This window comes from Microcystis sp. LEGE 08355 (assembly GCF_015207185.1).
Classification (GTDB): Bacteria; Cyanobacteriota; Cyanobacteriia; order Cyanobacteriales; family Microcystaceae; genus Microcystis; species Microcystis panniformis.
In genome coordinates, this window is record NZ_JADEXI010000692.1 from 1 (window position 1) to 2,256 (window position 2,256).

At 35.8% G+C, this 2,256-nt stretch carries 1 protein-coding gene and 1 pseudogene; one reads left to right on the forward strand and one right to left on the reverse strand.

The genetic code is table 11. The annotated features are described in order from the left end of the window. Positions 1-571, reverse strand: a 571-nt coding sequence (locus tag IQ242_RS22980) for an ATP-binding protein (protein ID WP_193961543.1), incomplete at its 3' end; no start/stop codon positions are given. A 929-nt stretch (positions 572-1,500) separates the two neighbouring features. Between IQ242_RS22980 and IQ242_RS22985 the strand changes: the two are divergent. Then, a pseudogene (locus tag IQ242_RS22985) lies at positions 1,501-2,256 on the forward strand (hypothetical protein); the annotation flags it as partial.

Below are 2,256 nucleotides of genomic sequence, written 5' to 3' on the forward strand. Positions count from 1 at the left end.
GCTTGAATCCTGTGAGAATTGTACAAATTTCGTCAAGATCAAAGTTATTGTCTTTAACAGGAACAGGATAGATTTTTAACAGTCCTTCGTTAGACTCTGGGGGATTTTCTTGTAAATTAGCGTTCATCTTATCAATCACTTCGTCAGGAACTTGGCGATCACGTTGTTGATTTCTTTGTTTACATTTTTCCACAGAAGTCTGTAGATGCCATCCTATCCATTGAATATTAAATAAATTAACCGTTTTATACAGAAAATCAAGTCGCCACGGGCGCATGACATTAGTGGCATCATAAATGACAGGTTGATCTTTTTCAACGGCGGTTTTAATTTGATCTAAGACTTGTACCTCAATATCCGCCCAAATTCCTTGATTTGCAGCATCTCCATAAAGTTGCGCCCGAATTTCATCGGTTGAAACCACGACAGCATTAATTTCTTCTGCCAAAACTTGAGCAAACGTTGATTTACCGCTTGCAGGAAGTCCAATCAAAAAGTGACAAATTACAAGCTTTTTCATCATAGTTTGAAAGTCCATAAAATAACGGTGTAATTGTTCAATTTGAGTCAAAGAATTGATTGATTCGTTACTATAGGTAAGTTCAGTTTGTCCAATCGCTCCCTTTTCTGATTCAGGAAGTTGATATTCTAGAGAGCATCTGTAACTCCTAAATTAAGCTTTATGTCAAGCTATTTTGAAAGCCTTACCAGAATCAAGTTTTAGGGACAAGTATAATTACTCACTTGCATAAATGAGATGCTCCCATATTCTGGTTGAATCTGTGACTCGTTCTGGACTCATCTAAACCTCCACAGCAGAAGAATAAAGAATTAAAGTATATCTATCTGAGTCAATCCTATCATATAAGTACGTTCTATCGCCGTACATTTTCTAGCCATTTAAGATCGTTCAGTAAAATAGCGATCACCTGTGTTTTAACCGCAGAATAGATATAGTATTGATCGGTGTTAATAAACTGTTCTTTATAGTCTCTCCTCAATTGCAATAAAGGATGATTGAGAATAATGTTTAAGATGTCTGGAATTGTCTTATGTACAGGGTGAGAGCATCTCAAAAGCTATTGACAATTGGCCAGTTTTGTGATCCGCATGGGCTTTCAGCCGATACCAGCCAATCAGAATAGTTACCAAATTGACCAAATGGGTCGATTTTTGCTTAACAATTGAGATGGCAAATTCTCCTCAAATATGCCTGAATCGTGGGTAAGCAACCCCCACAAAGTCCCTTTTGTCAAGGATTGTTAAGATGGGCTTGCCCTGATATAATAGACGGTGGGCTAATGTCCTGAATTAAGCTTAATAATCCCTAACGAGAAATAATGACCATTTCATGCGAACTCCCACCCCTTGCTGAAATTTTTCAATATGGAGTTTCTTAACTCAACCCAGAGAAGATATCGGTGTTCGCACCAAATACACTCTCATAAGCTTTAATTTAGGGTAACGTCGTCATTAGCCATTAATTTACAATTAACAAATATGACTATTCTTCTTGCGAACCTTGGGACTTCTGACTTATCTATTAAAGTAACAGTAGATAGCAAGAATTATTATCTTCCTATTGATTTTCTCTCGAATGAATCTAATCTAAATAAAAAACTTAAAGACTTAGATAATGATCGTCGAACTATTTGGGACAATATGTATCAAGGTTTTAACTATGTTCCTAATAGTCAAGTTTACCAAGATTTAGGATTGCCTAACCAAAAACAACCAGTTCGTGAATTAACCAAAGCTCTACAATCAAGCTATCAAAAAGAGTCCCCTAAATGGCATTCTCTTATTCGACCAACTCGAATTGGAAGTGTAATCCAAAAAGCAGTAGCAATGGGAGCATCTAAAGCCTATATTTTCGTCACCAATCAACCGACTTCACACCCTCAAGATACCATTTATTTGTTCCAGATTATTCAACAGTGGGTACAACAGGAATATCCTGCTTTTGAATTAATTCAAAAAGAGCTACAACTTAATTTAGATCCGCAAAATCCTAACCTTGAAGATTTAGTTCTTGAATACTACTATAATCAGTTGAATGAGATTTATTTAGAAGAAAATTTATCCCAAGAATCAACTATTTTAGTCAATGTTAAAGGGGGAACATTGCACCAAAAAACTGCACTCAAAATTCAAGCAATTGCCAGTGATTTTAAAAATATTCTGTTCATTGACCCCATTTTAGACCTTAATCAACTTTTAGAGGGCAAAAACTCTGAATGTCAACTAACTTCTTAT